The sequence below is a fragment of the Streptomyces sp. NPDC059534 genome (assembly GCF_042743475.1).
Taxonomy (GTDB): Bacteria; Actinomycetota; Actinomycetes; order Streptomycetales; family Streptomycetaceae; genus Streptomyces.
Map to the genome: position 1 here is coordinate 73,407 of NZ_JBHWAQ010000006.1, position 22,405 is coordinate 95,811.

Below are 22,405 nucleotides of genomic sequence, written 5' to 3' on the forward strand. Positions count from 1 at the left end.
TGGGGCCTTTGAACCTACACGGAAGAAGCCCCTCACCGTAGGACGGTGAGGGGCTCCCCGAGGTTGAGCGCGCGGGTACTAGTACCAGCGGTTGGCCTGCCAGAACGACCAGGCGCCGCAGGGGCTGCCGTAGCGTCCGTCCATGTAGCTGAGGCCCCACTTGATCTGCGTGGCGGGGTTGGTCTGCCAGTCGGCGCCGGCCGACGACATCTTCGTGCCCGGCAGGGCCTGCACCAGGCCGTAGGCGCCCGAAGAGGCGTTGGTCGCCCGGTAGTTCCAGCTGGACTCGTGGTCCACGATGTTGCTGAAGCACTGGAACTGCGAGGCGGGGATCATCTGGCGGGCGATCGCCTTGACCTCGGCCACGGTGTACGAGCCCTGGGCGGAGAAGGTCGAGGCGTCGCGGACGGAGTCGCGGCTGGCACGCTCGGCGGCCTCCTTGCGCTCCTTCTCGGCCTTGGCGGCCTTGTCCGCCGCCTCCTTCTTGACCTCGGCGTCCTTGGCGGCGCGCAGACGAGCCGCTTCCTCCGCGGACTTCTTCGCGGCCGAGTCGGCAGCGGCGGCCTGGACATCGGCCTGTTCCGAGAGGGACGCGACCTGTACCTGGGCCTGGTCGCCCGCGGGAATGTCCGCGAGCAGCGTGGTGTCGGCCGCGGTGGCCTCGAAGTTGTCGTCCGAGGACTGAACGGCGTTACCCGACGCAACGCCCACGACGGCGCCGACGGTGGTGACCGCAGTGGCCGAAGCCACCGCGAATCCCCGGACCGAGATCCGGCTCACACGGTTTCCTTCCAGCACGTCCGCACAGGTGACCACGCGGGCGAAATCGTGCCCCTTGCGCTGGTCTCCGACATACGAGGTCACAGAAGACACGGGCCCGTGGTGCTGTGGGCGGCATACGGCGGGCGACTGTTGAGTTGTGCGGTGCTGTGCGCACCCCTGAGGGTGCACGTGTGCCGTATGCGGGGCCTGACGGAAGCAAGACTTTGCCGGACGGCGACACCGCAAGGCAATTCCGTGTTGCGTGTGAAAGCTCACACCTCGGCAGAGGCAAGAGTTTTCGGAGTTACGGGAGACAGCGCGCCGCCGCCCGGCTAGGCTCCTGCGCCTTGCCGGGCGGCGTCAACTGCCGTACGCGTACAGACGCGTACGAAACGGGTCAAATCTGACCGTCCTCCAGCATCTCCGTCACGAGCGCGGCGATCTGGGAGCGCTCGGAGCGGGTGAGGGTGACGTGGGCGAAGAGCGGATGCCCCTTCAGCTTCTCGACCACGGCGACGACTCCGTCGTACCGGCCGACCCGGAGGTTGTCCCGCTGGGCGACGTCATGGGTCAGCACGACCCGCGAATTCGCCCCGATACGGGACAGAACGGTCAACAGGACGTTCCGCTCCAGGGACTGGGCCTCGTCCACGATGACGAACGCGTCGTGGAGGGAGCGGCCCCGGATGTGGGTGAGCGGCAGGACCTCCAGCATCCCGCGCCCCAGGACCTCCTCGATGACCTCACGGCTCGCGACCGAGGACAGCGTGTCGAACACCGCCTGGGCCCACGGGCTCATCTTCTCGGACTCGCTGCCGGGCAGGTACCCCAGCTCCTGGCCGCCGACCGCGTACAGCGGACGGAAGACCATCACCTTCTGGTGCTGCCGGCGCTCCAGGACCGCCTCCAGGCCCGCGCAGAGGGCCAGGGCGGACTTGCCGGTGCCGGCCCGGCCGCCCATGGAGATGATGCCGACGTCCGGGTCGAGGAGCAGATCGAGCGCGATCCGCTGCTCGGCGCTGCGGCCGTGCAGGCCGAACGCCTCCCGGTCGCCCCTGACGAGCCGTACGTTCCCCTCGGCCGTCACGCGGCCGAGCGCCTTGCCGCGCTCCGACTGGAGCACCAGGCCGGTGTGGACCGGGAGCTCGGCGGCCTCCGGCACGTACAGCGTGTTCTGCTCGAAGAGCAGGTCCACCTGCTCGCCGGAGAGCGCGAGCTCGGACATCCCGGTCCAGCCGTTGGCGTCCGTGATGGCGAGCTCGGCGCGGTACTCCTCGGCCAGGAGGCCCACCGAGGACGCCTTGATGCGCAGCGGCAGGTCCTTGGAGACGACCGTGACGTCGTACCCCTCGGCCTGGAGGTTGCGCGCGACGGCGAGGATCCGTGAGTCGTTGTCCCCCAACCTGTAGCCGGCGGGCAGGACGCCGGGGTCGGAATGGTTGAGTTCGACACGCAGGGTGCCGCCCAGCTCCCCGACGGGAAGCGGGGCGTCGAGGCGTCCGTACCGGACCCGGAAGTCGTCGAGCAGGCGCAGGGCCTGCCGGGCGAAGTAGCCGAGTTCGGGATGGTGCCGCTTGGCCTCCAGCTCCGTCACCACGACGATGGGGAGCACGACCTCGTGCTCCTCGAAGCGCGAGACGGCGTTGGGGTCGGCCAGCAGGACGCTGGTGTCGAGAACATAGGTGCGCCGGTCGGAAAGGCGGCGCTTCGTGCTGGTCACCACGGAAGGACAGACCCCCTCGGAAGACCCCTGTGAGGTCGGGGTGCGACGGAACCGGTGTCGCTGCGGAATGGGACCGGGCTCAGGCCGCGATGCGCGGGCCGAACCACGGCCCTCCGCTTCTCCCGTACGTGTCCCGCACGGTCGTCCTGGTGCAAGGGGCCTCCCGGGTGGCGGTCTCCGTGCCGCTCACTTCACCAGGGATATGCCCTCGATCCGGTGCTGCCATGCCATGGCATATGACGACGTGTTCGTGAACACGAGATGATCGATTCCGACCGGTTTCCGACCGGTTTCCGTCAGGTCCCGTAGCGGCGGTGACGGGCCGCGTAGTCGCGCAGCGCCCGCAGGAAGTCGACCTTGCGGAAGGCCGGCCAGTGGACCTCGCAGAAGTAGTACTCGGAATGGGCGCTCTGCCACAGCATGAATCCGGACAGCCGCTGCTCACCGCTCGTACGGATCACCAGGTCCGGGTCGGGCTGGCCGCGCGTGTACAGGTGCTCCGAGATGTGCTCGACGTCCACGATCTCGGCGAGCTCCTCGAAGCTCGTCCCCCGGTCCGCGTGCTCCAGGAGCAGCGAGCGGACCGCGTCCGCGATCTCCTGCCGGCCGCCGTAGCCCACGGCCACGTTCACGAGTATCCCGGTGTTGGCGTGGGTGGCCTGCTCGGCCTCCTTCAGCACCGACTGAGTACGGGCGGGCAGCAGGTCCATCGTGCCGACGTGGTTCACCCGCCAGCGTCCGTCGGCGGCCAGCGCGCGCACGGCGTTCTCGATGATCCCCAGCAGCGGGACGAGCTGCGCCTCGGGCCGGTTCAGGTTGTCCGTGGAGAGCATCCAGAGCGTCACGACCTCGACGTCCGTCTCGGCACACCAGCCGAGCAGCTCCTGGATCTTGTCCGCGCCCGCCTTGTGTCCCTGCTCGGGGGTCCCGCCGGACGCCTTCGCCCAGCGCCGGTTCCCGTCGAGGATGACCCCGATGTGCTTGGGCACCTGGGCATGGTCGAGGCGGCCTTCCACCCGGCGTGCGTAGAGCCCGTACACCAGGTCGCGCAGGTTCACTGTTCTCTACCCCTCCATGCACCGGCGGTCCGCCAGGCAGCGACGGTCCGCAAGCCGCCACACTACTGCGCACGGACGACGGGCTCCCAGCCCGGGACTGTCACAAGTCCGTGATAAGCAGTTATACGTGACTGATTCCCCCCTCTACCGCGCCTCCACGGACCGCTACGACGCCATGGAGTACCGCCGCTCGGGCCACAGCGGCCTCAAGCTCCCGGCCGTCTCCCTCGGCCTCTGGCACAACTTCGGCGACGACAAGGCCCTCGACACCCAGCGCGCGATCCTGCGCCGCGCCTTCGACCTCGGCGTCACCCACTTCGACCTCGCGAACAACTACGGGCCGCCGCCCGGCTCCGCCGAGCTCAACTTCGGCAAGCTCTTCGCCCAGGACTTCGCGCCCTACCGCGACGAGCTGATCGTCTCCACCAAGGCCGGCTACGAGATGCACCCCGGCCCGTACGGCGAGTGGGGCTCCCGCAAGTACCTGATGTCCTCGCTCGACGCCTCCCTGAAGCGGATGGGCCTCGACTACGTCGACATCTTCTACTCGCACCGCTTCGACCCGCACACCCCGCTGGAGGAGACGATGGGGGCCCTGGCCTCCGCCGTCCAGCAGGGCAAGGCGCTCTACGTCGGCGTCTCCTCGTACAACAGCGAGCAGACCGCCGAGGCCGCGCGGATCCTGCGGGAGATGGGCGTCCGGCCGCTCATCCACCAGCCGTCGTACTCGATGATCAACCGCTGGACCGAGGAGGACGGCCTCCTCGACACGCTGGAGGCGGCCGGCATGGGCTGCATCTCCTTCGTGCCGCTCGCCCAGGGGCTGCTCACCAACAAGTACCTGAAGGGCATCCCCGAGGGCTCGCGAGCCACCCAGGGCAAGTCCCTCGACCCGAACCTGCTCTCCGACGAGGTACTGCGACGCCTGCAGGGCCTCGCCGCCATCGCGGAGCGGCGCGGGCAGTCCCTGGCGCAGCTGGCGCTGTCGTGGGTGCTGCGCGACGAGCGGATGACCTCGGCGCTGATCGGCGCGTCCAGCGTCGCCCAGCTGGAGGAGAACGTCGCCGCCCTCGCGGCCCCGCCGCTGACCGCCGAGGAGCTCAAGGAGATCGACTCGTTCGCGGTCGACACCGCGGGCACGAACATCTGGGCCGGCCGGGGCTGACACCCCCGAGGGGCCCGGGAAAGAAAAACGGGCCGGTCCGTGGGGGGGATACGGACCGGCCCGAGGGGGGGTTTCCACCATAACCCTTCGCTAGTCGTCTTGCGCGCCACGTGCGGCGAACGAACGCCGCCGGATTCGCCGGATCCCAAGCGGGACAAGGGCTGTGGCGGCCCGTGGCGGGTTTGCGCCCCGGCGCGGCGGCGGAGTTCCGTCCCTCCCAAGAGGGACCGGCCGGGACGGGCCCGGCGTTGACGCGGCCCGGCCGGCCGGAGCCCCGCCTTCCGCCGACCGGACGCCGGACCCGCGGAGCGGCGGGATGCCGCGGACGGCGGCGGGGTTCCGGGACGGCGGCTGGGCCCCGGGGACGGCGGCTGGGCCCCGGGGACGGCGGCGCGGGCGCTCAGGGCAGCGCGGTGAACGATCCGAGGAGCAGACCGAGGAGCGCGCCCGCCAGCATGAACGGCCCGAACGGGATCGTCGAGGACCGCCCGGCCCGCCGCAGCGCGATCAGACCGAGGCCGTACACCGAGCCGAGCAGGAAGCCCGCGAAGGCACCGCTGAAGAGCACCCCCCAGCCGTACCAGCCGAGCGCGGCGCCCAGCGGGACCGCCAACTTCACGTCACCGAGCCCGAAACCGCCCGGATTGATCCGGTTCAGCACCAGATAGGACCCGCCCAGCGTCACCGCGCCCAGCAGCGCGAGCCGCCAGGACCCGGCCTCGTACGGCAGAAGCTCGGCCCCGCCCAACAGCAGCGGGACCGCGACGGCGAGCGGCAGCGTGAGCACGTCCGGCAGCCGCCGCACCCGCGCGTCCACACAGCCGAGGAGGACCGCGAAGGGCGCCACCAGCAGCCACACCACCAGCTCGGGCCGGGGCTGCCCGTCCGTGGCCGCCGCCAGCGCGGCACACGCCACCGCCGTCAGCAGCGGGGCGACCGGCGGCCCGCCCGTCGTCGCGCACTCCCGCCGCCCCGGCCCCCCGAGCCATCCGCGCGCGGGCCCCACCAGCGGGTGCCCGGCCGGACACCGGTCCCGCCACGGCTCCTCGGGCTCCACGGCCAGCCGGTACGCCGCCCGAGGCACGAACAGCCCGGCGGCGGCCCCCCACAGCGCGGCGACGGCGATCATCGACGTGTACACGGACCCGACCCTAGGGGTCCGTACGGCTACCGTTCCTGCTCATGGGGAAATGGAAGGACGGAACGGGGACGCTCGCCGCCCCGGACGCGCAGGACGTGTCGCTGGAGATCGCGGCCTCCTACCGGGCACGGCGGCGCGGGCTCCTCGGCCGCGACGGGGTCGCCGGGGCGATGCTCATCGTGCGGACGAACAGCGTGCACACCTTCGGCATGCGGTTCCCGATCGACGTCGCCCACCTCGACCGCTCGTTCACGGTCCTCTCCGTCGTCACGATGCGCCCGGGCCGGCTCGGCATGCTCCGGCCGCGCGGCCGGCACGTCCTGGAGGCGGAGGCGGGCGCCATGGCCGGATGGGGGCTGCGGCCGGGTGCACGCGTGCGCGTGGACGTCACGGCGGACCCGAGCCCAGCAGCGTGAAGGCGCCGTACACGGCGGAGGCGAGCGCCAGCCCCGCCAGCACCGGCAGGGCGGTACGGGACCTCAGGCGCGCGAGCGCCACGGCCGGCGGCAGCAACAACCCGAACGCGGGCATCATCAGACGCGGCCGGGAACCGAAGTACGCGGCGCCCACGAGGGACACGAAGACGACCCCGATCGTGTACACCAGCAGCGGCAACGGCTGCCTCTGCCGTACGCACAGGGCCACCAGCCGGCCGAGCAGCCCGAGCGCCGCGCACAGCCCCAGCGCCGCGGGCCACGGCAGGCCCGCGATGAACCGGGCGAGGGCGACACCCCCGTCGATCGAGTTCCCCCAGGCCGCCTGCACCTCGAAGTAGGCGGTCGCGCTCCCCTCCCGCACCCCGACGTACACGATGTAGCCGAGCCAGCCCAGCGGGGCCACCAGCACCCCGACCGCCATCGCCGGCGGCAGCCTCCGCTCCCGTACGACCGTCACCACCACCGTGATCCCCAGCGCCGCGATCAGCGCGGCGGCCGTCGGCCGGGTCAGCCCGGCCGCCGCGCACAGCACCCCGGCCAGGACCCACCGCCCGCGCAGCACCGCGTACAGCGACCACGCCGCGAGCGCCGTGAACAACGTCTCCGTGTACGCCATCGACTGCACGAACGCCGTCGGATACACCCCCCACAGCACCGCGAGCAGCACCCCCGCCCGCTCCCCGGCGACATGGGCACCACACCGGTAGATCCCCCAGGCCGCCGCCACCCCCGCACTCCACGCGACGATCAGCCCCGCCGTCGCCGCATCGACCGACAGCACCGCCGCCAGCCCCCGCTCCAACGCCGGGAACAGCGGAAAGAACGCCAGATCGGAGTGGACGTCGCCGTTCGGCAACCTCACCTCGTACCCGTAGCCATGCTCGGCAATCCGGACATACCAGACAGAGTCCCAGCGACCGCTGAGCCGGTGCATCCCGTCCTTGCCCTGCACACCGGCCACGACCGCCAGCACGGCGAGACCGATCAGACGGGTGGCGACATAGCCGCCGAGCGCGGCGGCCAGCGGAGTACGGGCATGGGTGAGCGGCGAGGGGCCGACGGGCAGCGAGGGGCGGGAAGGGCGGGGAAGGACGGACCGGGACATGGAAACGATTATCCCGGGCACCCGGAACGGCCCCCGGGCACCTCAGGAGCGGCGGACCGACACGACGGGCCGACGCGGCGGAACCGGGTGACGGGGACGGGTGACGGACCGGGTCAGCCCAGTGGCCTTATCCGGCCGAATTTCGCGGCCATGACAGGGCCGAGCTGCTGCACGATCCCGTGCCCCGGCTCCTGCGGGGAGGGCAGGTCACCGAGGAAGGACGTGACGATGACCTCGTCGATGCCGACGACCCCACGGCAGATCTGCTCCTCGAGGAAGTCGAGCGTGCGGCGCCAGTCGGCCGCGGCCGGGGACTCGCCCAGGAACGAACGGACCGTGTCCTGCACGACGTCCCAGAAGAACACGTGCGGCTGCACACCGCCCTGATGGAACACATGGACCTCGTAGGCGTCCCGGAACTCGGGGATCCGCGTGACGAGATCACTGACCAACTGCACACTCGGAGCCGCACCCGGCGTCTCGCTCGGACTCGTCGTCATCTGTCCAGAATGCTCCCGCTCAGCGCATGCGTCCCGCCACTTTTGCGCTTTCCTGACGACGTCTTTCGACGGGTTTTCCACAGGGGGTGCGAAGTGTCCCTCTTCCGTGGATCGTTGCGCGTATGTACGAGTTGGCGATCCTCGCCAGAGGCGGGATCCTCCTGACGGCCCGGGCCGTCGCGACCGGCTGGCCCCCCGGCCGGCTGGCCGCCCGCCTGCGCCGCGACGGCTGGCAGCGCATCTGCCGGGGCGCCTGGGCCGCCCCCGGCAAAGAGGTCGACTGGCGCGTCCACGCCGCCGCCCTCCAGCACCTCCGCCCGGACCTCGTCTGCAGCCACGGAACCGCCGCACACCTCCACCGCATCGAACAGCTCGGCACCGACGGCCCCCCGGACCTCCTCCACTTCACGGCCCCGCCCCCGGCCAGGCCGACCCGCGACCACCGCCTGCGCCTCCACACCACCACCCACCTCACCGACCGCGACCACACGACCCGCCGAGGGCTCCGCACGACCACCCCCGCACGCACCGTCGCCGACCTCATACGGAGCTCCCGCACCCGCGAGGAAGCCGTCGTCACCGCCGACTCCGCACTCGCGTCACGCGCCGTCGACGGCGTCCGGCGCGGCGCCCTCCTCCGGTACGACGACCTCGCCGCCGAACTCACCACCCGCCGCCCCGGCTCGACCCGCGCCCGCGCCTGGCTCCCCTGGGCAGAACCCTCCTCCGGCTCCCCCGCCGAAACCGTCGCCCGGCTCCGCATACGAGACGCCGGCCTCATCCCCGAATCCCAGCCGACCCTCCACACCCCCGACGGACGCCCCCTCCGCCCCGACTTCCTCTTCCGCCCCGCCGGCCTCGCCGTCGAAATCGAGGGCTACGCCTTCCACGGCACCCGCCGCGCCCACGAACGCGACATCGCCCGCTTCAACGCCCTCCAGTCCTGCCCCGACATCCGCCGCGTCCTCCGCTTCACCGCCACGGAGGTCTTCCACCACCCGCACCGCATGACCACCACGATCCTCGCGGCGCTGGCCGCCCTGTCGCGCTAGGGCGCCGTGCCCGAACCCGAACCCGAACCCGAGCCCGTGGTCCGGGGGAAGGAGATCTCCACCCGCCGGTTCTTCTTCCGCCCCTCCTCCGACCCGTTGTCCGCGATCGGATAGTCCTCGCTGTACCCCCGGATATCGAACGTCGTCCCCGGGTCCAGACTCCGCGCCAACACCTGCTGCACCGCCACCGCCCGCTGCTTCGACAGCTTCAACCCGTGCTCGTACGTCCCCAGGTTGTCCGTGAACCCGAACACCCTGACCCGCCCCGACCCCATCCTGTTGATCTCCGCCGCGATCGCGAAGATCCGAGCGGTGGCGGCGGGCGACAACTTCGCACTGTTCTTCGGGAACAACACCTCCGCCTGCAGCGCGAACGTCACATCCACATTCGTGTCCTGCCGCCGCTGCTCCCCGCCCTCCTCCTCCACGATCTGCTTGATGTCCAGAACCTTCGCAGGCGCGAGCGTCGCACCGTCGGGCAGCATCAACCCCGGCGCGTTCGCGTCAATCACCGGCAACGGCCCCGCACTCCCCGCCGACCCCGGCGGATCATCCGCATACGCGGCCGGCACAACCACCGGCCACCACGCCACGGAAGCGAGCGCCAGCGCGGCGATACGGCGTTTCGTCGTCGTCATGGCGTCGCCTCAGGAGAGTTTGAGGGTGGCGGGTTCGAACGTGGGCAACTGGAAGGAGACTTCGGCGGTGGACGCGGGGGGTGCGGGGAATTGCATGAAGACGTCGACCGAATCGCCGCCAGATACGACACCAAGACCCGTTGTGGTCAGAGGCCGCCCATCCGTGTCCCGCAGAACGTAGTAACGCTTCTTGCCGATGGGGTCAACAAGCGTGGCGCCACCCAACGATGTGCCGTGCTTGACCACTTCCGTCTCGTCGCCACTTGTCTGGGGGGGCACAGCGTGGCTCGACTCTGAGGAGTTCCGCAGAAGTCCCTTGATCGTAAGAAACCCACCTGCGTCTCGTTCAACCGAGTTGATGGCAAGCTCAAGCCCCTTACGCCCCTTGAGAACCGCCACGACCTCCGCCGGTTCCTCAGAACTTGGCTGCGCGCTCCCCGGTTGAGTCTTCGCAGGCGCAGTGGTGGTCGTGCCGGGCTTATCCGCCCTCGGCTTCTCCTCGGCTCCACAACCGGTCACGAGGAGGGCCGCCGAAGCGAAGGCGACGACAGCCACCGCTCTCCGGCGATTCAATGAGTCCCGCACGTTCATCTACCGCTCTTCCTTAGAAGTCGTCGCCGGTCATTCGGACAACTGGACGGCGAAGAGGTCGACAGCGTCCGGGAGGCTCGGGTTCTCCGGATCGATGTCCCAAGATTCACCGTCACACACGAGACCTTCGATTGGGGCTTCCTCCTCTGCCCCATCGGATGGCGTCGGATCGGGCGTGGGCTCCGTGGGGGGAGCGGATGCCGTGAACGTGCAGCGGGGCTCGATCACCGCTTCAGCAGAAGCAGTTGCGTGCCGTGGCTCCGAGCCCGTCGTCCGTACCGTCACACCGAATCCCGCGACACCCGCAGAGAGAGGCACGCAGCCCCTACCCGACAACTCTGCCTCGTTCCGGGCCGCGAACACGGCCGCTTGCCAGCACGCCGAAGAGTCGACGTACGCCTCGCCTCGCACGAACCTGTCCCACTGCGCGGGGTCGAGGATCACAGCGAGCCATCCTTCGCGCAGTTGCTCGCGTGCGTCCTGAGCCGCTGCGAGCGCTGCGGCGTCGGCAGCCGTCTGGGCGCCATTGCGAGTGGAAGCCGCCTGTCCCACGGCAAAATAGACGAAGGCCAGGAACAAGAGGCCCGCGATCGCGGCGATGTAGACGGGAAACGCCTGCCCGGAGTCCCCTGACCCTCTCCGCGCTACTCGCCAGTCAACTCGGCAATCTTCTCCGCGATCGCACCCTTGATCGACTGACCGAGATCCGTGCCGGTGATCGCCACCACGATCGCCACCACCACCACGATGATCCCCAGGTACTCCACCGCCGTCTGGCCGCGGTCCTTCGGTTGGGTGCGGCTGGTCAGATGGAGCTTGGCTTTGGTGAGGGCTTTTAGCATCGCGTCGTTCATCGTGGTCCCCTCCGCGTTGAGACGCCTGCGTGTGGATCATTGGGTGGGCCGGGTGGCCGGGTGGGAGGGGTGGGTCGCGGTGGGTTGACGGGTGTCGGCGCCCGGGGCGAACGGGTCCATCACTTGCACCTCCCTCACACTCAGTCCGCACTGTGGCACATGGTGTTGTGCGGGCGAAGGGGTTTCGGCGGAATATGTCAGTGGGCGGACGGTTCACTCGCCGGTGACGGAGCCGAAGTCGGTGCCGGTGCCGAGGAAGAGGCCGGCGCCGAGGAGGATCATGGTGGCGGGGACCATGAGGGTGGTGATGACCATGGTGGCCTTGGGGACGGCTTTGGCGGCTTTGCGGCGGGCGTTCTGGGCGTCGGTGCGGCGCATGTCGTTGGCGATCTGGATGAGGGTGTCGACGATGGGGGCGCCGAGTTCCTCGCCTTGTTGGAGGGCGGTGACGAACTGGGCGACCTGTTCGGAGTCGTTGCGGCGGCGGAGTTCGTCGAATGCCTGACGGCGGCTGACGCCCATGTCCATCTGGCGGAGGGTGATGCGGAGTTCGTCGGCCCAGGGGCCTTCGTACTTCTCGGCGACGCGTTCGAGGGCCTGGCGGAAGCCGAGGCCGGCGGAGACGACGACGGCGAGGACGTCGAGGAAGTCGGGGAGGGTGCGTTCGATCTGGTCCTTGCGGATGCGGACGGCGGACCAGATGCCGACCTCGGTCCAGAACGCGCCGAAGGCGAGGAGGAGCAGGGCGACGAGGTACGAGCCCTTGCTGATCATCAGCAGGCCGCCGAGGGCGCCGAGGAAGCCGTAGACGGCGCGGCGTGCCCCGTAGCGGTCGATGGTGAGTCCGCCGGGGTTGCCGGCGAGGTCGATGCGGCGGCGGACGGCGTTGACGCGTTTGGGGCCCATGAGGCGGAGGACGGCGGGTGACCAGCGCATGCCGAGGCGGTCGACGGCGGAGTCGACGGCGCCGGTGCGGGTGGCGCCGACTTCGAGGGCGAGTTTGAGGTCGTCGGGGAGGCGGGCGTCGGCGCGGTAGAGGCGCAGGCCGTAGCAGGCACCGGCGACGGAGAGGCCGGCGAGGAGGGCGAGGAGGAGGTCCACGGCGGCCGTTCCTATACGTCGATCTTCGAGAAGCGGCGGATGACGGCGAAGCCGACCACGTACAGGGCGAAGGCGGCGACGACGGCGAACTGTCCGATGCCCGAGCCGGTCATGCGGTCGAGGGCGCCCGGCTGCATGTTGTCGATGAGGAGAAGGGAGCCGACGCCGATGACGGGTACGGCGTACGCGGTCATGCTGACCTGGGAGAGCTGGGTGCGGACCTCGCGCCGGGTCTCCTTGCGTTCCTCCAGGGTCTCGGTGAGGTTGCGCAGGGAGGAGACGACGGTGCCGCCGGCGCGGTTGGCGAGGACGAGGGTGGTGACGAGGACGACGAGTTCGCGGGAGGGGAGGCGTTCGGCGAGTTCGCCGAGGGCGTCGTCGAGGGAGGTGCCGACGGCCAACTGCTGGGCGACTTTCTCCAGTTCGTCGCCTGCGGGGGCCTCCATCTCGTCGGCGGCGAGGCTGAGGGCCATCCGCAGGGCGAGTCCGGCCTGGGTGGCGTTGGCCAGGATGCGGGAGAGTTCGGGGAGTTGGTTGATGAACTTCTCGATGCGTTTCTGGCGCTGCCAGTTGAGGTAGCCGAGGGCGACCCAGATGCCGAGGAGTCCGCAGATCGGGCCGAAGAACGGGGAGAGCGCGGCCTGTCCGACGGTCCAGAGGACGGCCACGGTCACCGCGAGGGCCACGGTGAACTCGCCGGGGGTGATGTCGAGGCCGGTCGCGGCGATCCGGAGTTCCAGTTTCCGGCCGAGGGCGGTCCGGCGGACGCGCCGGTCGACGCCCCGGAAGCGGCGTCGGCGGCGGCCCGCGGCCTCGGGCTCGCCCGTCTCGTCGAACCGGGCGACGAGTGCGGCGTGGCGGCGGGCGCCGCTCGCGTACAGCTGGACGCCGGTGATGCCGAGGGCGCAGGCGAGCAGCGTCACGCCCGCGGTGAGCCAGAAGGGGTCGGTCATCACTGCGCCTCTCGGGTGGCGTGACGGGCGTCGGTCATCGCTGCGCCCACTCGGGTGGCGTGACGGGCGTCGGTCATCGCTGCGCCCACTCGGGTGGCGTGACGGGCGTCGGTCATCATTCCGCCTCTCGGGTGGCCAGGTGGGCGTCGGTGGCGGCGACGCCGAACGCCTGCGGGATGGGTTGTCCGGCCATGTAGAGGCGTTCGGCGACGCGGCGGGGCAGCGGGTGGTAGGTGAATCGTCCGTACACCCGTCCGTCGGCGGCGAGCGGCTGGGCCTGGAAGCGGCAGACGGTGGCGAGGAGGAACCGTTCGCGTCCGTGGGAGGCGAGGACGGAGATCTCGGTGATGCGGCGGGTGCCGTCGGGGTGCCGGGTGAGCTGGACGAGGACGTCGACGGCGCTGTTGATCTGGTCGCGGAGCGCCTCGAACGGCACCTTGACCTCGGACATCGAGGCCAGGGTCTGGAGGCGCATGAGGGCGTCCTCGGCGGAGTTGGCGTGGACGGTGGCGAGGGAGCCGTCGTGGCCGGTGGACATGGCCTGGAGCATGTCGAGGGTCTCGCCGCCGCGGACCTCTCCGACGATGATCCGGTCGGGGCGCATGCGCAGGGAGTTGCGGACGAGGTCGCGGATGGAGATGGCGCCGCGGCCCTCGATGTTCGGCGGGCGGGCCTCCAGGCGGATGACGTGGGACTGCTGGAGCTGGAGTTCGGCCGAGTCCTCGATGGTGATGATCCGCTCGCCGTCCGGGACGAGGCCGGAGAGGGCGTTGAGGAGGGTGGTCTTCCCGGTGCCGGTGGCGCCGGAGACGATCAGGTTGAACTTGGCCTGGACGAGTCCGGAGAGCAGGAGCAGCATCTGCTCGTCGAGGGAGCCGAGGCCGATCATCTCGTGGAGCGTGTACGCGCGGGGGAAGCGGCGGATGGTGAGGGTCGCCCCGGTGAGGGAGAGCGGCGGGATGATGACGTTGACGCGCTCGCCGGAGGGGAGCCGGGCGTCGACCATCGGGTTGGACTCGTCGACGCGCCGGTTGACGGTGGAGACGATGCGCTCGATGGTCTGCATCAGCTGCTCGTGGGAGGCGAAGCGGAGCGGGAGGAGTTCGACGCGTCCGCCGCGTTCGATGAAGATCTGGTCGGGGCCGTTGACCATGATCTCGGTGATGGAGGCGTCTTCGAGGAGCGGTTCGAGCACGCCGAGCCCGAGGGCCTCGTCGACGACGCGGCGGATCAGCTGGGCGCGTTCGGCGGTGGAGAGCACCGGGCCCTCGCGGCTGATGATGTGGCCGAGGACGCGCTCCAGGCGGGCGCGCCGTTCGGCGGCCGCGAGCGCGGACATCTCGGTGAGGTCGATCTCCTCCAGGAGCTTGGCGCGGAAGGACGCGACGAGGTGGCCGTCCTCCCGGGCGGCGGCGCCTCCGCCCTTCTCCTCGGGGGCGTTGATCCGGGCGCGCAGGCTCATGGCCGGCCCTCCTGGGTCGTCTCGGTCAGGGGCATGGTGGCGGTCTTCGTGACGTCGCCGAAGCTCCAGAAGGGCACGACGGAGGGGATGCGGACGGTGACGGTGGCGACGGCCTCGCCGCCGCCCTCGGTGACGGAGACGGAGGTGGCCCAGTCGGCGGCCGCGCGGCCCACGGTCTCCGGGTCGGGCCCGTCCTCGGTGTCGCTGCTCGCCGCTCTCGCCGCCGCGCGGGCCGCCGTGCCCGCCTGCTGGGCGGCGTACGCGGCGACGCCGAGCTGGAACCCGGCGAGTCCGACGAGCAGCAGGATGGGCAGGAAGCCGAGGTACTCGATGGCTGCCTGGCCCCGGTCGCGCCGCCCCGGGCGCGGGTCGCCGTTCACGGCCGCATGCCCTCCTCGTCCACGGCGGCGGCCTTCGCCTTCACCGGGAAGAGTCCGCCCACGCCGGGGAAGAGCACGGGAACCCGGATCGTGACGACCGCGGTGACCATGCCTCCGCCTCGGGAGCAGGCCGGCTCCGCGCCGCTCTTCCAGGCTCCGTCGAGGTGGCGGAGGGCGGCTTCGGAGCAGTCGTCGCCGACGGCCGCCGCGCGGGCGGCCTCGTCCGCCGCGTTCCCGGCGAGGGTGTACGTGTAGCCGACCAGGACGACCTGCCAGAGCAGGGCGAGGGTGAGCAGGATCAGCGGCACCATGCCGAGGAACTCGACCGCCACCTGCCCTCTGTCGTCGTCCCGGATCGCGGCCATGGGTCAGCGTCCTCCGGTGCGGCGGCGCAGGCCGAGGGAGCCCCGGTCGCCGGCGCGGGCGAGCTGCTTTCCGGGCTTGCCGGGGGCTTCGGCGGCCGGGGCGCCGGCCAGGCCGAGTTCGCCGGCGAGGGCCCAGAGGGCCTGCTTGACGGTCGACTTGGCGTCGAGTTCGTGGAGGCGGCCGGCGTCGACGACGGCCTGGAGTTCCTTGAAGTGGGCGGGGACGGCGACGCCCGCGATGCGGGTGCCGGTGATCTTCTGGACGAGGGGTGGCTGGATCTCGGTGGAGCGGTGGTGGCGGTTGACGAGGGTGACGGTCTCCTCGGCCTTGCGGACCTGGAGGCGTTCCCACATGCGGACGGTCCGTTTGGCGGCGCGGACGGCGACGACGTCGGGGGTGGTGACGAGGAGGGCGGTGTCGGCCATCTCGATGGCGGCGGCGTTGGCGCTGTTGAGCTGGGAGCCGCAGTCGACGACGACGACCTCGTGCCGGCCGCGCAGGGCGCTGACGATCTGGCGGGCGGCGCGGTCGGTGACCTCCTCGCCGCGTTCGCCCTCGGCCGGGGCGAGGAGCAGGGAGAGGCCGGTCTCGTGGACGAACACGGCGTCCTGGAGGACGCGGGGCGAGATGTCGGCGATGGTGGCGAGGTCGGCGACGGAGCGCCGGAACTGGACGTCGAGGTAGGAGGCGATGTCGCCGCTCTGGAGGTCCATGTCGACGAGGGCGACGCTGCGTCCGGCGGCGCGGGCGGCGAGGGCGAGGTGGACGGCGGTGACGGTGGTGCCGACGCCGCCCTTCGCGCCGCTGACGGTGACGACGGTGCCGCCGGGGCCGGTGGGCCGGTCGGCCCCGGTGCCGAGGTGGCGGCGGACGCCGGTGGACCACTGGGCGGCGGCCTGGACGCGGCTGGCGAGTTCCTCGTATCCCAGCGGGAGGGTGACGAGGCCGCGGGCGCCGGAGTCCATGGCGGCGGAGAAGAGGACGGGGCTGGCGTCGGCGGTGATGAGGACGGTGCCGACGGCGGGGAAGCGGAGGGCGACCTCGCGGACGAGTTCGAGCGCGGGGACGGGGCCGATCCGTTCGTGGACGAGGACGACCTCGGGGAGTTCGTCGAGGGAGACGGCGGCGAGGCGGGCGAGGGCGTCGACGAGTTGGGTGGAGTCGGTGACCGGCGGGGCGGGTTCGGCGTCGGGCAGCTGGCTGAGCAGCGTCATGACGGACCGGGCCGCGTCGGGGTCGCCGACGGCCGGCAGGATCCTGGTGCTCATACCGGCCTCACTTGTCCTTGTCGAGCGTGTAGGTGCGGTCGCGCTGGTCGGCGGGGGCTCCGCCGGTGGAGGGGGCGACGAGGGCGAGGCGTACGTGCTCGGCGAAGGACTCCGCGTAGGCGACGCGCTGGGTGTCGAGCGTGGAGAGGGCGAAGCTGATGGGGACGGCCTCGGCGCCGCCGGTGCGGGTGGTGTTGCCGGAGCGTTCGCCGATGGGGGTGAGCTTGCCGACGTCGAGGACGCGGGCGCCCGCGACGATCATCCGGGACTGGGACGGGTCGCCCTTCTTCTCGCCGGCGAAGGTGGCGTAGATGTTGACCGTGGCTCCGGCGGTGATCTTGCCGGCCACGCCGGTGGCGGCGTCGATCATGATCGCGATCTCCTGCTGGCCGGGCTGGAGCACCGGCCGGTCGACGATCATGTCCTCCTGGAGGAGTGATCCGGCCTTGAGTTCGGTGACGGCGATCTTGCCCTGGATGCGGCGCAGGTCGGTGATCGCGGTCGGGGAGAGCCAGCGCTTCGGCATGGTGATCTTCTCGAACTGGCTCGCGTTCAGGGTGGTGTAGGGCTTCACGTTCTTCGTGATCCGGTACGCGGTGGTCTCCGGGCCGACCTTCGAGTTCACGTCGCTGATGACGGCGAGCACGCCGGCGAACGCGCCGAGCGCGCACAGGACGGACAGCAGCAGCAGGATGACGCCGCGGCGCTGGCGGGAGTTCATGACCGTACTACCTCGATCGGAGACGTGGGTCCGGACGGACGGGGCTGGCGGGCGGGGGGTCGTACGGGCCGGGATGCCGTACAGGGCTGACGGACGGGCGGCCGTACGGGCCGGGTGCCGCCGGCGGACGGGGCCGGTCGGCGGTGGGCCGTGCGGGGTGTCGCGCCGGGGCGGACGGGGCGGCCGGGGCGGTTCACGGCAGGGCGCGGGTCGTGTGCGGGGCGGGGGCCGTGTGCGGGGAGGGGCCGAGCGCTCTGGTGGGGTGGTCGCCCGCCCCGAGGGCTTCGGACTGCGGGCCCGCGGGGCCCGGCTGCGGGGCGATCGGCCCCAGGCCCGCGGGGTACGTGCCGGCGGGCCCCGGGGCTCCGGGCTGCGGCCCCGCTCCCAGGGCGCGGGCCTCCTGCCGGCCGGTGAGCGCGCCGGGGCCGCGGCCTGCCGGGGCGGCCGCGCGGAGCGTCGGTTCGGGCGGGGCGGGTGGGGCGAGGGGGGCGGCGCAGAAGCCGCAGCGGTCGCCGATGAGGTCCATGCCGCACCAGTGGCAGGTCTCGCGCCGTACGGAGGAGACGAGTTGGTAGAGCACGGGGAGATCGGGCAGGTAGGCGGCGAACTCGACGAGCTTGGCGGTGCCCCACCAGCCGGGTGAGGAGTCGGGCAGCGGGGCCTCCTGGACGGGCCCGCCGATCCGCCACCGGGGGGCGAGGGTGGTGGTGGGCCAGTCGGTCTGGAGCTGGCCGCGGGCGAGGAGGAGTTCGGTGGTGAACTCGGGTCCGGCGAGGGGGGTCTCGCCGTTGCCGAGGCGCACGATCTGCGGGGTGGGTCCGGCGAGGACGGCGAAGTGGGCGCCGGGCAGCCAGCCCTTGAGGTGGGAGCCGAGGCTGACGGGGACGCGGTCGAGGCGTGCGACGGAGCCGAGGACGGCGCCGGCGTAGATGTAGTGGGCGAGGAGCCGGGCGGCGGAGGCGAGGACTCCGGGGCTGAAGTCGCAGCCCGCGAGCTGGCGCAGCTGGCGGACGAGTACGGCCGTGCCGAGGGGCGGCAGGTCCGTCCTGACCAGGGCGATCCGATCGCTTTCAAGGAGTCCGCGGACGGCGAGGAGGCGGCGCTCGACGGCGGCGGGGGCGGCGGTGGGGCAGACGACGACCACGTGCCCGTAGCGGGCGAGGAGTTGCTGCATGTCGGCGACGGAGGCGTCGAGCGGGCGGCCCTCGGGCGGGGGGAGGACGGCGGCGTTCGGGGTCCCGGGATCGGTCGGCGGCAGCACCAGGTCGGCGCCGGTGACCGCGATGGCTGTCGGCACGTCTGGCTCCCCCGTCCCCTCCGGCCTCCGTCGCACCGGGGGCCTCGGATCACTTACCGCGTTCACGGCATCACCGCAGGGTGCGACCGCCTCTGCACCTTATCCACGTCCCCCGGGGTGGTGAACACACAATCCGCCAAGCCGACTCCATAAATTCGGGCCGGTCCCGGGCCCGCCGGCCCGTCCCGCGCCCGTCCCACCCGCGCGTTTCCGCTCCGCGCGTCCTCCTCCCCCGAACACCGGTCATTGCCAGAGGTCTTGACAACACGATTGGTCTGGACCAGCTTGTTCCGACAGCGGTGGCCACCGTCGAAACCCCCTACCTCCCTCGTACCCCCGTACGAGCCCCTCCGTACGACGACGTACGGCACCTCCACATCCCCAACTCCCCCACCGGAGGATGCACGTGGACCGCACCACCACCCGACCGCACGGCCGTCGATGGCTCGGCGGAGCCCTCGCGCTCGCCGTCGGCTCCGGGCTCGTCCTCGTCGGCGGAGCCGGCACCGCGCAGGCGGCGGACGTCAACGTCGCCAAGAACGCCGGGTTCGAGAACGGCCTCGCCAACTGGACCTGCTCCGCCGGAAGCGGCGCCGCCGTCTCCTCCCCGGTCCGCACCGGCGCCGGCGCCCTCAAGGCCACCCCGGCCGGACTCGACAACGCCAAGTGCGTGCAGACCGTGGCCGTCAAGCCCAACTCGACGTACACGCTGAGCGCCTGGGTCCAGGGCGGCTACGCCTACCTCGGCGCGAACAACACCGGGACCGGCACCGGCACCGTCTCCACCTGGACGCCCGACAGCCCCTCGTGGAAGCAGCTGACCACGACGTTCACCACCGGGGCGAGCACCACCTCGGTCGAGATCTACACCCACGGCTGGTACGGCACCTCCCCCTACCTCGTGGACGACGTGAGCGTCTACGGCCCCGACGGCGGCGGCGGCCAGGACCCCGACCCGGTCGTCCCGGCCACCCCGGCCGGCCTCGCCGCCGGCACGGCCACCTCGTCCAGCGTCCCCCTGAGCTGGAGCGCGGTCTCCGGCGCCACCGGCTACAAGGTCTACCGCGACGGCGCCAACCCCCAGACGGTGACCGGCACGTCCACCACCGTCACCGGGCTCACCGCCGACACCGCGTACCAGTTCCAGGTCTCCGCGACGAACACGGCGGGCGAGTCCGCCAAGTCCACCGCCGTGACCGCGCGCACCTCCAAGGCCACCGACCCGGGCCCCGGCCCGGCCGTGCCCAAGCACGCCGTCACCGGCTACTGGCAGAACTTCGACAACGGCGCCGCCAAGCAGAAGCTGCGGGACGTCCAGGCGGCGTACGACATCATCGCCGTCTCCTTCGCGGACTCCACCACCACGCCCGGCCAGATCACCTTCACCCTCGACCCGGCCGTCGGCTACACCTCGGTCGCCGACTTCAAGGCCGACATCGCGGCCAAGAAGGCGGCCGGCAAGTCCGTGATCATCTCCGTCGGCGGCGAGAAGGGCAACGTCACGATCAACAGTGACGCCAGCGCCACCGCCTTCGCCGACAGCGCGTACGCCCTGATGCAGGAGTACGGCTTCAACGGCGTCGACATCGACCTCGAGCACGGCATCAACTCCACCTACCTCTCCAAGGCGCTGCACCAGCTGTCCGCCAAGGCGGGGTCGGGCCTGGTCCTGACGATGGCCCCGCAGACCATCGACATGCAGTCCACCGGCACGGAGTACTTCAAGGCCGCGCTCGCCGTGAAGGACATCCTCACGGTCGTCAACACCCAGTACTACAACAGCGGTTCGATGCTCGGCTGCGACGGCAAGGTCTACAGCCAGGGCTCGGTGGACTTCCTCACCGCGCTCGCCTGCATCCAGATCCAGGGCGGCCTCTCCCCGTCGCAGGTCGGCCTCGGCGTCCCCGCCTCCACCCGGGGCGCGGGCAGCGGCTACGTCGACCCCCAGGTCGTCAAGAACGCCCTCGACTGCCTCACCAAGCTCACCGGCTGCGGCACCTACAAGCCCGCCCAGGCATGGCCGACCCTGCGCGGCGCCATGACCTGGTCGACCAACTGGGACGCCACCGCCGGCAACGCCTGGTCGAACGCGGTGGGCCCGCACGTCCACAACCTGCCGTAACCCCGGCGGAACCGCGGCTGTCGTCACGGCACCGGCACCACTCAGCCGTGACGACAGCATCGCCACACTCGCCGTCACGGCACCCACGCGCCGCGCCGCCGCTCCCCCGGCGGCGCGGCGCCGTTCCCGCTCTCGCTCCCGTTCCCGCTCTCGCGTACGCGGTCAGCGGGGCGGCAGGTAGTGGGCCAGGACCGCCCCGAGCCGGGCGGCCCACTCGTCGATCCGGACGGCGCGGCGCCCGTCGAGCTCGCAGGTGTACGTGCCGCCGCCCGCGCGCAGCGACACGGCGATGCGCAGTCCCCGGCCGCGCCGGGTCGGCCAGTACTCCACACCCACGATCTCCGTCCAGGCGAACTCCGCCTCCTCGCCGAACAGCTGGAGGTGCACCCCTCCGCCGTCGACGACGATCCCGGACACCCGGTCCGCGGCCACGAACTCCGGCGCGGGCTGCGGCGGAAGCGAAGGCGGCGGCGGCGCCCAGCCCGGCCCCGCTACGGGCGCCGGCGGCGCGACCGCGGCCTGCGGGGGCACAGGGAACACCGGCGCGTCGACGACGGGAGCCGGCTGCGACACGCCGGGCCACGGGGGTACGGGGGTCACGGGCGCGTCGACGGCGGGAGCCGCAACCGCGGGGGGCCCGGCCTGCGGGGGCACGGGGGTCACCGGGGTGTCGACCGCGGGTACGGGAGTCGCGGGCGTGTGGACGACGGGTGCGGGAGTCGCCGGAGTGTCGACGGTGGGTACGGGAGTCGCGGGCGTGTGGACGGCGCGCGCGGGACTCGCGGGCGTGTCGACGGTGGGTACGGGACTCGCCGGCGTGTCGACGACGGTGGCCAGCCACTGGCGGGGGTCGGGGGTGGTCGGGGCGCGTCCGTTCTCGCCCAGGGCGTCCAGGATCTCGTCGGGGGTGGGCCGTTCGGACGGGTCCTTGGCGAGGCAGCGCGCCACGAGGTCGTGGAGGGACGCGGGCACGGTGCCGAGGTCGGGGGCCTCGTGCACGGAGCGGTACATGAGCCCCATCGGCGTACCGTCGCCGAACGGGCGCCCGCCGGTCGCGGCGACGAGGACGGCGCCGAGGGCGAAGACGTCGGCGGCTCCCGTCACCTCCTCGCCGAGCGCCTGCTCGGGAGCGAGGTAGCCGGGGGTGCCGAAGGCGGATCCGGTGGCGGTGAGCCGGGTCGACTCCAGGGCGCGGGCGATGCCGAAGTCGAGGACGCGGGGCCCGTCGGGGGCCATCACGATGTTGCCGGGCTTGAGGTCGCGGTGGACGAGCCCGCAGGCGTGGATGGCCTCCAGGGCCTCCGCGAGCGCGGCGCCGAGCGAGCGCAGCCGGTCCTCCGGCATCGGGCCCTCGGCGGTGACGAGCGCGGCGAGGGTGGGGCCGGGGATGTAGGCGGTGGCGAGCCAGGGCGCCTCGGCGTCGGGGTCGGCGTCGACGACCTGCGCGGTGTGGAAGCCGCCGACCTGACGGGCGGCCGCGACCTCGGCGCGGAAGCGGGCGCGGAAGGACGGGTCGGAGGCGAGTTCCGGCCGTGCGACCTTGACGGCGACGGCACGCCCGCCGCGCGATCGCGCCAGATAGACGGTGCCCATGCCGCCTTCGCCTAGCTTGTGCTCGATGACGTATCTACCGATGAGGGTCCCCACGCGGGACAGTATGGCCGAACTCGCCATCTTGACCGGTCCATGACATAGCCCCACCATGTGCC

General features: G+C 71.8%; 23 protein-coding genes and 1 pseudogene. 4 read left to right on the top strand and 20 right to left on the bottom strand.

Annotation, left to right across the window (positions count from 1 at the left end):
* Positions 1-78: 78 nt before the first annotated feature.
* From ACFVZH_RS09520 to ACFVZH_RS09530, 3 genes are all read right to left on the bottom strand, one after another.
* Positions 79-780 (bottom strand): transglycosylase SLT domain-containing protein, encoded by a 702-nt coding sequence (locus ACFVZH_RS09520; RefSeq protein ID WP_384895004.1) that lies wholly within the window; start codon positions 778-780, stop codon positions 79-81.
* Positions 781-1,159: 379 nt separating this feature from the next.
* The gene (locus ACFVZH_RS09525; protein ID WP_384895005.1) at positions 1,160-2,485 is read right to left on the bottom strand and encodes a PhoH family protein; all 1,326 of its coding nucleotides are present in this window, start codon (positions 2,483-2,485) and stop codon (positions 1,160-1,162) included.
* A 296-nt stretch (positions 2,486-2,781) separates the two neighbouring features.
* Positions 2,782-3,543 carry an isoprenyl transferase gene (locus tag ACFVZH_RS09530; RefSeq protein WP_384895007.1) on the bottom strand — a complete coding sequence of 254 codons (762 nt, stop codon included), beginning with the start codon at positions 3,541-3,543 and terminating at the stop codon, positions 2,782-2,784.
* Between the two features lie 127 nt (positions 3,544-3,670).
* Between ACFVZH_RS09530 and mgrA the strand changes: the two genes are divergently transcribed.
* Positions 3,671-4,708: an L-glyceraldehyde 3-phosphate reductase gene (gene mgrA, locus ACFVZH_RS09535; protein ID WP_384895009.1), complete on the top strand. Its 1,038-nt coding sequence runs from the start codon at positions 3,671-3,673 to the stop codon at positions 4,706-4,708.
* A gap of 400 nt (positions 4,709-5,108) precedes the next feature.
* Here the strand turns inward: mgrA and ACFVZH_RS09540 are convergent, their stop codons facing one another.
* Positions 5,109-5,849, bottom strand: coding sequence for a prepilin peptidase (locus ACFVZH_RS09540; RefSeq protein ID WP_384895011.1), 741 nt, complete (start codon positions 5,847-5,849; stop codon positions 5,109-5,111).
* 41 nt (positions 5,850-5,890) lie between these two features.
* Here ACFVZH_RS09540 and ACFVZH_RS09545 point away from each other — a divergent pair, with 41 nt between their 5' ends.
* A complete protein-coding gene (locus ACFVZH_RS09545) occupies positions 5,891-6,265 on the top strand; it encodes a DUF192 domain-containing protein (protein WP_384895013.1) in 375 nt (124 codons plus the stop codon).
* On the opposite strand, the gene ACFVZH_RS09550 is transcribed toward ACFVZH_RS09545, so the two are convergent.
* Positions 6,237-7,391, bottom strand: coding sequence for a hypothetical protein (locus ACFVZH_RS09550; RefSeq protein ID WP_384895015.1), 1,155 nt, complete (start codon positions 7,389-7,391; stop codon positions 6,237-6,239). The two genes, ACFVZH_RS09545 and ACFVZH_RS09550, sit on opposite strands and share 29 nt — an antisense overlap.
* A gap of 113 nt (positions 7,392-7,504) precedes the next feature.
* Positions 7,505-7,891: a hypothetical protein gene (locus ACFVZH_RS09555; RefSeq protein ID WP_384895017.1), complete on the bottom strand. Its 387-nt coding sequence runs from the start codon at positions 7,889-7,891 to the stop codon at positions 7,505-7,507.
* A 122-nt stretch (positions 7,892-8,013) separates the two neighbouring features.
* On the opposite strand from ACFVZH_RS09555, the gene ACFVZH_RS09560 reads away from it, so the two are divergent.
* Entirely contained in the window at positions 8,014-8,943 is a 930-nt protein-coding gene (locus ACFVZH_RS09560) for a hypothetical protein (RefSeq protein WP_384895019.1), read from the top strand.
* On the opposite strand, the gene ACFVZH_RS09565 is transcribed toward ACFVZH_RS09560, so the two are convergent.
* The 13 genes and pseudogenes from ACFVZH_RS09565 to ACFVZH_RS09625 form a co-directional block, all read right to left on the bottom strand.
* Positions 8,940-9,581 (bottom strand): OmpA family protein, encoded by a 642-nt coding sequence (locus ACFVZH_RS09565; protein ID WP_384895021.1) that lies wholly within the window; start codon positions 9,579-9,581, stop codon positions 8,940-8,942. The genes ACFVZH_RS09560 and ACFVZH_RS09565 overlap by 4 nt on opposite strands.
* A gap of 9 nt (positions 9,582-9,590) precedes the next feature.
* Complete coding sequence (locus tag ACFVZH_RS09570; protein WP_384895023.1) at positions 9,591-10,172, bottom strand: hypothetical protein; 582 nt, start codon at positions 10,170-10,172, stop codon at positions 9,591-9,593.
* Between the two features lie 30 nt (positions 10,173-10,202).
* Positions 10,203-10,616, bottom strand: coding sequence for a hypothetical protein (locus ACFVZH_RS09575; protein WP_384895444.1), 414 nt, complete (start codon positions 10,614-10,616; stop codon positions 10,203-10,205).
* A gap of 45 nt (positions 10,617-10,661) precedes the next feature.
* Positions 10,662-10,781, bottom strand: a pseudogene (locus ACFVZH_RS09580) (pilus assembly protein TadG-related protein); the annotation flags it as partial.
* Positions 10,782-10,816: 35 nt separating this feature from the next.
* The gene (locus ACFVZH_RS09585; protein WP_384895025.1) at positions 10,817-11,026 is read right to left on the bottom strand and encodes a Flp family type IVb pilin; all 210 of its coding nucleotides are present in this window, start codon (positions 11,024-11,026) and stop codon (positions 10,817-10,819) included.
* Positions 11,027-11,239: 213 nt separating this feature from the next.
* Positions 11,240-12,127 (bottom strand): DUF5936 domain-containing protein, encoded by an 888-nt coding sequence (locus ACFVZH_RS09590; RefSeq protein ID WP_384895027.1) that lies wholly within the window; start codon positions 12,125-12,127, stop codon positions 11,240-11,242.
* Positions 12,128-12,138: 11 nt separating this feature from the next.
* Complete coding sequence (locus ACFVZH_RS09595) at positions 12,139-13,080, bottom strand: type II secretion system F family protein (RefSeq protein WP_384895028.1); 942 nt, start codon at positions 13,078-13,080, stop codon at positions 12,139-12,141.
* A gap of 115 nt (positions 13,081-13,195) precedes the next feature.
* Positions 13,196-14,542 (bottom strand): CpaF family protein, encoded by a 1,347-nt coding sequence (locus ACFVZH_RS09600; protein ID WP_384895030.1) that lies wholly within the window; start codon positions 14,540-14,542, stop codon positions 13,196-13,198.
* Positions 14,539-14,922: a TadE/TadG family type IV pilus assembly protein gene (locus ACFVZH_RS09605; protein WP_384895032.1), complete on the bottom strand. Its 384-nt coding sequence runs from the start codon at positions 14,920-14,922 to the stop codon at positions 14,539-14,541. The genes ACFVZH_RS09600 and ACFVZH_RS09605 overlap by 4 nt, the downstream gene beginning before the upstream one ends.
* Positions 14,919-15,287: a TadE/TadG family type IV pilus assembly protein gene (locus ACFVZH_RS09610; protein ID WP_384895033.1), complete on the bottom strand. Its 369-nt coding sequence runs from the start codon at positions 15,285-15,287 to the stop codon at positions 14,919-14,921. The genes ACFVZH_RS09605 and ACFVZH_RS09610 overlap by 4 nt, the downstream gene beginning before the upstream one ends.
* Before the next feature lie 3 nt (positions 15,288-15,290).
* Positions 15,291-16,556, bottom strand: coding sequence for a CpaE family protein (locus ACFVZH_RS09615; protein ID WP_384895035.1), 1,266 nt, complete (start codon positions 16,554-16,556; stop codon positions 15,291-15,293).
* Positions 16,557-16,563: 7 nt separating this feature from the next.
* Positions 16,564-17,277 carry a Flp pilus assembly protein CpaB gene (gene cpaB / locus ACFVZH_RS09620; RefSeq protein ID WP_384895037.1) on the bottom strand — a complete coding sequence of 238 codons (714 nt, stop codon included), beginning with the start codon at positions 17,275-17,277 and terminating at the stop codon, positions 16,564-16,566.
* A 193-nt stretch (positions 17,278-17,470) separates the two neighbouring features.
* Positions 17,471-18,574, bottom strand: a complete 1,104-nt coding sequence (locus ACFVZH_RS09625) for a hypothetical protein (protein ID WP_384895039.1) — start codon at positions 18,572-18,574, stop codon at positions 17,471-17,473.
* A 400-nt stretch (positions 18,575-18,974) separates the two neighbouring features.
* Between ACFVZH_RS09625 and ACFVZH_RS09630 the strand changes: the two genes are divergently transcribed.
* On the top strand, positions 18,975-20,696 hold the full coding sequence (locus ACFVZH_RS09630; protein ID WP_384895041.1) for a chitinase: 1,722 nt from the start codon (positions 18,975-18,977) through the stop codon (positions 20,694-20,696).
* A 162-nt stretch (positions 20,697-20,858) separates the two neighbouring features.
* Here ACFVZH_RS09630 and ACFVZH_RS09635 read toward each other — a convergent pair whose 3' ends face one another.
* Positions 20,859-22,343, bottom strand: a complete 1,485-nt coding sequence (locus ACFVZH_RS09635; RefSeq protein ID WP_384895043.1) for a protein kinase — start codon at positions 22,341-22,343, stop codon at positions 20,859-20,861.
* Positions 22,344-22,405 lie beyond the last annotated feature (62 nt).

What these genes read in the sequence shown, in the direction of transcription:
- ACFVZH_RS09545 (WP_384895013.1), top strand. Translation starts at nt 5,891, where the DNA reads ATGGGGAAATGGAAGGACGGAACGGGGACGCTCGCCGCCCCGGACGCG.
- ACFVZH_RS09550 (WP_384895015.1), bottom strand. Translation starts at nt 7,391, where the DNA reads ATGTCCCGGTCCGTCCTTCCCCGCCCTTCCCGCCCCTCGCTGCCCGTC.
- ACFVZH_RS09555 (WP_384895017.1), bottom strand. Translation starts at nt 7,891, where the DNA reads ATGACGACGAGTCCGAGCGAGACGCCGGGTGCGGCTCCGAGTGTGCAG.
- ACFVZH_RS09560 (WP_384895019.1), top strand. Translation starts at nt 8,014, where the DNA reads ATGTACGAGTTGGCGATCCTCGCCAGAGGCGGGATCCTCCTGACGGCC.
- ACFVZH_RS09565 (WP_384895021.1), bottom strand. Translation starts at nt 9,581, where the DNA reads ATGACGACGACGAAACGCCGTATCGCCGCGCTGGCGCTCGCTTCCGTG.
- ACFVZH_RS09570 (WP_384895023.1), bottom strand. Translation starts at nt 10,172, where the DNA reads ATGAACGTGCGGGACTCATTGAATCGCCGGAGAGCGGTGGCTGTCGTC.
- ACFVZH_RS09585 (WP_384895025.1), bottom strand. Translation starts at nt 11,026, where the DNA reads ATGAACGACGCGATGCTAAAAGCCCTCACCAAAGCCAAGCTCCATCTG.
- ACFVZH_RS09595 (WP_384895028.1), bottom strand. Translation starts at nt 13,080, where the DNA reads ATGACCGACCCCTTCTGGCTCACCGCGGGCGTGACGCTGCTCGCCTGC.
- ACFVZH_RS09600 (WP_384895030.1), bottom strand. Translation starts at nt 14,542, where the DNA reads ATGAGCCTGCGCGCCCGGATCAACGCCCCCGAGGAGAAGGGCGGAGGC.
- ACFVZH_RS09610 (WP_384895033.1), bottom strand. Translation starts at nt 15,287, where the DNA reads ATGGCCGCGATCCGGGACGACGACAGAGGGCAGGTGGCGGTCGAGTTC.
- ACFVZH_RS09615 (WP_384895035.1), bottom strand. Translation starts at nt 16,556, where the DNA reads ATGAGCACCAGGATCCTGCCGGCCGTCGGCGACCCCGACGCGGCCCGG.
- cpaB (WP_384895037.1), bottom strand. Translation starts at nt 17,277, where the DNA reads ATGAACTCCCGCCAGCGCCGCGGCGTCATCCTGCTGCTGCTGTCCGTC.
- ACFVZH_RS09630 (WP_384895041.1), top strand. Translation starts at nt 18,975, where the DNA reads ATGCACGTGGACCGCACCACCACCCGACCGCACGGCCGTCGATGGCTC.